A 6425-nucleotide genomic window follows, 5' to 3' on the forward strand; every position below is an offset into this window, starting at 1 on the left:
TGGTCGTCTTTTTTATTTCTAATTTAGAAAATTATGCTAATTTTTTATCTAAATTTTCTTTGATAGCTGCTAAGAAATTTTCTGTAGTTAAGTAATCTGCAGAGGTTAATCCCTCTGGTTTTACTAACATTGCTAAATCTTTTGTCATTTTACCACTTTCAACAGTTTCTACACAAACTTCTTCAAGCTTGTTGCAAAAATCTATTAATTCTTGATTTTGATCTAATTTACCTCTGTGTTCTAAACCTCTTGTCCAAGCAAAGATAGATGCAATTGGGTTTGTTGAAGTAGCTTTTCCTTGCTGGTGTTGACGATAATGACGAGTTACTGTTCCGTGAGCAGCTTCAGCTTCAACTGTTTTTCCATCTGGAGTTACTAATACAGAAGTCATTAATCCTAATGAACCAAATCCTTGCGCAACTGTATCCGATTGAACGTCTCCATCATAGTTTTTACAAGCCCAAACAAATCCACCATTCCATTTCATTGCAGAAGCAACCATATCGTCGATAAGTCTGTGTTCGTAGGTCATTCCGTTAGCTTCAAAATCAGCTTTGTAATGTTGTTGATACACTTCTTCAAAAATATCTTTGAATCTTCCATCATAGGCTTTCAAAATTGTATTTTTTGTTGAAAGATATAAAGGCCATTTTTTAGTCAAAGCCATTTGAAAAGATGAATGTGCAAATCCGTAAATACTTTCATCAGTATTATACATAGACATTGCTACACCATCACCTTTAAAGTCATAAACTTTCCACTCAGTAGTTTCACCAGCTTCATTTGTAAAAGACATGGTTAATGTTCCTTTTCCTTTAATAACTTTATCAGTTGCTTTGTATTGATCTCCAAAAGCGTGACGACCAATAACAATTGGTTTAGTCCAACCTTGAACGTATCTAGGTACATTACTCATAATAATTGGTTCACGGAAAACAGTTCCACCAACGATATTTCTAATAGTTCCGTTTGGAGATTTCCACATTTCAGAAAGGTTGAATTCTTTTACGCGCTCTTCATCTGGAGTAATAGTAGCACATTTAATACCAACATTGTATTTTTTAATTGCTTCTGCAGAGTCAATTGTGATTTGGTCTTTAGTTGCTTCTCTGCTTTCAATTCCTAAATCGTAGTATTTGATATCTAAATCAAGATAAGGAAGGATTAGTTGTTCTTTAATGAAACTCCAAATAATTCGTGTCATTTCATCGCCATCCAATTCAACTACTGGATTGGCTACTTTAATTTTTGCCATAATGTATAATGTTTTGTTGTTTGTTTTTATAAAAATTCGCGGTAACAAATATAAGAATAAGTAGTTAATTTTATTATAGTTGAGCTACGAAATCGATTGATTTATGAATTTGATATTTTAACGAACTTAAATTATGAATTTGATAATTTAGAGTTATTTTTTTTGCATAAAAAAAGCCTCGATATCATCGAAGCTTTTTTTATTGATTGAAAGTTTAGAATTATCTTCTTCTTTCTTTGATTTTTGCTTTTTTACCAGTAAGTTCTCTAAAGTAGTAGATACGAGCTCTTCTAACTTTACCTCTTTGGTTCAATTCAATTTTTTGCAAAGCAGGCATGTTAACTGGGAAGATACGCTCTACACCAACTGCACCTGACATTTTACGGATTGTAAAAGTTTCAGTGATACCAGCTCCTTTTCTTTGAATAACAACTCCTTTAAAAAACTGAGTTCTTGTTTTTTCACCCTCTTTAATTTCGTAGTAAACTGTGATAGTATCACCAGCTCCAAACGCAGGGAAATCTTTTTTTGTTGATAATTCGTTATTAACGAAATCTACTAAATTTGCCATTTTTAATGCTAATTATGGTTTAAAATCTGAGCAACATTCACGGTTTTCGCCAGAGGTTGGTCAAATGTGGGTGCAAAAGTAATAAATATTTTGAATTTTGAATTAAAATTTCGAAATTATTTTTAAGATAGAAAATGATTATTAATCCTCTAAAAGATCTGGTCGTCTATTTTTTGTATGTTCAAATGCCATATCTTCTCTCCATTTGTCAATTTTGGCGAAGTGGCCACTAGTTAAAACTTCAGGAACTTTCCACCCTTTATAGTCTGCAGGTCTAGTATATATAGGTCCTGATAGAAGTCCGTCTTGAAAACTATCTGTCAGTGCCGAAGTTTCGTCAGATAAAACACCTGGTATTAAACGAATTATTGCATCACAGAATACTATTGCACCAATCTCACCACCACTTAATACATAATCACCAATAGAAATTTCTTTAGTAATAAAATGGTCTCTTACTCGTTGGTCGACTCCTTTATAATGTCCACATAAGATTATAATATTTTCATACATCGATGCTGTATTTGCCATCTTTTGATTTAAAGTTTCTCCATCAGGAGACATATATATGATTTCATCATAAGTTCTTTCGCTTTTCAAATGCGTTATGCAAGCATCAATAGGTTGAATCATCATCACCATTCCTGCACCTCCTCCAAACGGATAATCATCAACCGATTTCTGTTTATTAGTAGTATAGTCTCTCAAATTATGGAAATGTACTTCAACTAATCCTTTATCAATAGCACGCTTCATAATGGATGCCTCAAATGGACTTCTAAGTAATTCAGGTAATAAAGTGATAATATCTATTCTCATTTTATAAAAATTATTTGCAAAGATACAAAGTTAAAGAGTATTTGACTTTTGAAATTGTAGAATGTAGAGCTACACTTTATGTTAAAACGAAAAACACGTATTTCTACGTATAAATTTTAAATGCTTAGAAGCTAAGTTTGTAAACTCAAAATAGGTTTTCGTTAAACGATGTGAATTTGTTTAATCTTAAATCTAATTTTGTAAGTTGATTTTTAGCGATAAAATATAAGTTGTTGTTTTTTAATCAGTTGCTGATTTGTTGTTTTTGATTGAGTTATATTTTAAAGAAAAAATTAACGAATGTTAAGCGTTTTATGCTAAACAACGATTTTTAAACACTTTTCAACGTTTTTAATTTTTTGTTGAAAAGTTATAATTTAAGTTTGTTGTAGAATTAATTTGACTTTAATAAAGTGAACTCTTTAATAATGTTTTTTTAATTTTATAACAAAGTAAAAACAAAATTTTTAAAATATAACATAAGTAGATCTTGGTTTTTTTGCCCCGAAAATTAAGATTAAATAAACTTAACCTCATAAGTATTCAAATTAAGTTTTGAATTTATGTAATGCTATATTTTAATTACAAATATTTAAAATATAATATTATGAGAAACAAAGATTTAATTCAGCCAACAGAAACATCTTTTTTGCAATCAATAAGTATTGTGAGAAATACCAAAATTGCTTTTGCACTAATCATGATGATGTTTTCATTATCAAATGGATTTTCTCAAGCATCAAATCAAAGAGCTCAAATTATTACTAAGGATGCTTTTTTGAATTCTTTGTCAAACTCAAGTACAAGATACTCTTCAACTGAGTATAACAATGTACTTGGTTTATTGAATAATTCAAATTCTTCATTATATCTAAGTAATGGCCAAGTAAGAACTTATGGTCAAATACCTGTATGTATGTATACAGATCTTACATCGCTAAGTATTGCCGATAGACCTGACCTACCAACAAACGATATTCAATTAGTGACTATTAAAATAGGAAGAGCTTCTGAAATTACTGGTCCAATTGATCTTACAACTATCTGTAATTATAAAAATGTAAAGTACATACATATTAAATTAAATTTTGATATGGAGGCTTCTCAGTTGACAAGATTGATTAAGAATTGTAATCCTAAATGCGTTGTTTTCTTCAGCGTTGAAAAAATATCTTAAAGTTACTTTTTGAAAAAAAATAAATATCTTATTATGAAAAATTTATACTCAACCCAAAATACAAAAAAGCAAATTTATTTTTACTTTCTTCAAATAGTACTTTTATTTGGAGTTGTGTTTTCAGCAAATGCACAGTTAAGAGTGCCATTTACACAGAGAACATCACAGTATTCTCCTTCAAGAAGTGTTTATAATATTAAAGGAGATTTTGCAATGGTTGGAAATACCAACTTGACGCTTCAAAGTTATAGTAATGATGGCACCAATGATAATCCTATGGTTTATGTTGATGTCGATGGAGATTCAAATACATTCAATTCATCTTCAGCAAATTTAACATTATCAACTGAAAATGGAGCATTGCCTTCATGTTCGAGAATTATTTATGCTGGATTATATTGGACAGGTAGATCTTCTAATAGTAATCCTAGTAATGATATTTTTACGGTTACTAAAAATAATGTTACCAAAACATTTAATAAAAGAGTGATTTCCTTAAAAGGACCTCAGTCATCAACTTATACTCAGTTTACTGCAGCTGCTTCAGATATTTATTATCCAACAACATCTGATGGATACATGTATTCTGCTTATGCTGAGGTAACAGATTATGTTAGAAATAATGGATTAGGAAACTATTTTGCTGCCGATATCGCTTTAGTTGAGGGTAATGGTGGTGGAACTGGTTTTTACGGAGGTTGGAGTTTGGTAGTAGTTTATGAAAACTCTAAAATGAAATATAGAGACGTTACTATTTTTGATGGACATGCCTATGTTGCCGGAAGTGTTACTGCTGATTTTGAAATTCCAGTTTCAGGATTTAATACAGTTCAATCTGGACCAGTTAATATGAAATTAGGTTTAATGGCTGGTGAAGGTGATAGAGGTATTTCTGGAGATTATTTTCAAATAAGAAATCATACAAACACTAACTGGGTTACATTAAATCACTCAGGAAATGCTACAAATAACTTTTTTAATTCGTCAATTGCTACTGGTGGAAATACCAGAAATCCAAATTTGCTCAATAATACTGGATTAGATATTAGCGTTTTTAATATTCCTAATGCTAGTAATGCTGTTATGACTAACAATCAAACAAGCACAAGATTTAGATATGGAACAACACAAGATACTTATGTGATTTTTGCTGCTGTAATGTCGGTAGATGCCTATATACCTGATGTTGAAAATATTTTATCTACAACAGCAATAAACAATGTGCCGGTTACATCACCTCCATACACAGTATTGCCAGGACAAGAAATGACTTTTAATGTAACAATTAAAAATCTAGGAACTGAACCTATAAATAATTATAAATTAGTAATTCCTATACCATTCAATGCAAGTTATGTTGCAGGAAGTGCTGTTGGAAGTGTTTTCTTTACACCATTACCTACTCCTAACACAATTACATTTAATCCAAGTTTAGGAGCTACTGGTTCTATTGTTTGGGATTTCGGTACATTACCTTTACCTGCAGACCCAAATACATTGTTAGGAGCTTTATCTTTTAAATTAAGAGCAACCACTGATTGTTCAATCTTAAGTAATCCAAATTGTTTAGCGCCAATTTCTGTTAACGGATCATCTTCAGGTGTAGGTGGAATAACAGGTGTTAGTTTTAACGATAAACAATTTATTAAAGGTTATTCTCAGAATGGAAGTTGTCTAGGCGAACCAGTAAGTCAACCTTTAAATGTTGATATTAATGCTACCAATTACGTAAATACTAACTGCCAGAATACGCCAATAGTTAGAAATTTCAATTTCTGTAATTCAAGTACAACAGTTGCAGTTTCTCAAATAGCACCGAATTTTCCAATAGGATCATTATTTTATAATCAATATCCTGTTACGCAATCTGCAATTCAATATACAGCAAGTAATCCATTTCCATTAGTATCTGGATCAACTGTTACTTATTATGCAGTTCCACCTAATACCTCTGGTTGTTTCTTTCCATTTACAATTAGTAAATGTGGAGTTATTAACGCAATAAATGATAATTATTCTAATATAAATTGTACAACAACTGGATTGATTGGAAATGTAATTTCTAATGATTTATTAAATAATGTTCCAGTTCCTTTAAACTTAGTGACTTTTACTTTGTTAACAGGAAGTAATCCTAATATATCTTTTGATAGTTCAGGAAATGTTACAGTTACTAGCGGTATTGCTGCAGGTACTTATACTTTTACTTATAGAATTTGTGAAAATGCCAATGTGTCTAATTGTGATACAGCGACAATCACAATTAATGTAACAGATACAACTGCACCAGTTATTGCAACATTACCAGCGCCAAGTACAATTTCTTGTCCAGCAACGCCAAGTTTTGCAACAGCAACAGCTACTGACACTTGTGGTTCAGCTACTTTAAGTTTTGTTGATGTTGTTACAAATGGAACATGTTCAGGAAGTTACTCAGTAACTAGAACATGGACAGCTACTGATGCAAGTGGAAATACATCAACAGCATCACAAACAATCAATGTAACGGATACAACAGCACCAGTTATTACAGCATTACCAGCGCCAAGTACAATTTCTTGTCCAGCGACGCCAAGTTTTGCAACAGCAACTGCTACTGACGC

Annotated in this window: 5 protein-coding genes; 2 read left to right on the forward strand and 3 right to left on the reverse strand. The window is 31.3% G+C overall.

Annotated elements, in window-relative coordinates; all coding sequences use genetic code 11:
* Nucleotides 1-31: 31 nt before the first annotated feature.
* The 3 genes from ACIQ06_RS14340 to trmD form a co-directional block, all read right to left on the reverse strand.
* On the reverse strand, nt 32-1255 hold the full coding sequence (locus ACIQ06_RS14340; RefSeq protein WP_396147491.1) for an NADP-dependent isocitrate dehydrogenase: 1224 nt from the start codon (nt 1253-1255) through the stop codon (nt 32-34).
* A 220-nt stretch (nt 1256-1475) separates the two neighbouring features.
* Complete coding sequence (gene rplS / locus ACIQ06_RS14345; RefSeq protein WP_298307332.1) at nt 1476-1826, reverse strand: 50S ribosomal protein L19; 351 nt, start codon at nt 1824-1826, stop codon at nt 1476-1478.
* A 141-nt stretch (nt 1827-1967) separates the two neighbouring features.
* On the reverse strand, nt 1968-2645 hold the full coding sequence (gene trmD / locus ACIQ06_RS14350; protein ID WP_396147493.1) for a tRNA (guanosine(37)-N1)-methyltransferase TrmD: 678 nt from the start codon (nt 2643-2645) through the stop codon (nt 1968-1970).
* A gap of 607 nt (nt 2646-3252) precedes the next feature.
* Here trmD and ACIQ06_RS14355 point away from each other — a divergent pair.
* Together ACIQ06_RS14355 and ACIQ06_RS14360 are read left to right on the forward strand one after the other, a co-directional pair.
* On the forward strand, nt 3253-3822 hold the full coding sequence (locus ACIQ06_RS14355) for a hypothetical protein (RefSeq protein WP_396147496.1): 570 nt from the start codon (nt 3253-3255) through the stop codon (nt 3820-3822).
* Between the two features lie 33 nt (nt 3823-3855).
* Nucleotides 3856-6425: hypothetical protein (locus tag ACIQ06_RS14360; RefSeq protein ID WP_396147498.1), on the forward strand; the 2570-nt coding region annotated here is incomplete at its 3' end.

The organism is Flavobacterium sp., from assembly GCF_044341265.1.
Classification (GTDB): domain Bacteria; phylum Bacteroidota; class Bacteroidia; order Flavobacteriales; family Flavobacteriaceae; genus Flavobacterium.

Bases quoted from the DNA above. Each gene is read 5' to 3' on its own strand.
- ACIQ06_RS14340 (WP_396147491.1), bottom strand. From the start codon at position 1,255: ATGGCAAAAATTAAAGTAGCCAATCCAGTAGTTGAATTGGATGGCGAT.
- rplS (WP_298307332.1), bottom strand. From the start codon at position 1,826: ATGGCAAATTTAGTAGATTTCGTTAATAACGAATTATCAACAAAAAAA.
- trmD (WP_396147493.1), bottom strand. From the start codon at position 2,645: ATGAGAATAGATATTATCACTTTATTACCTGAATTACTTAGAAGTCCA.
- ACIQ06_RS14355 (WP_396147496.1), top strand. From the start codon at position 3,253: ATGAGAAACAAAGATTTAATTCAGCCAACAGAAACATCTTTTTTGCAA.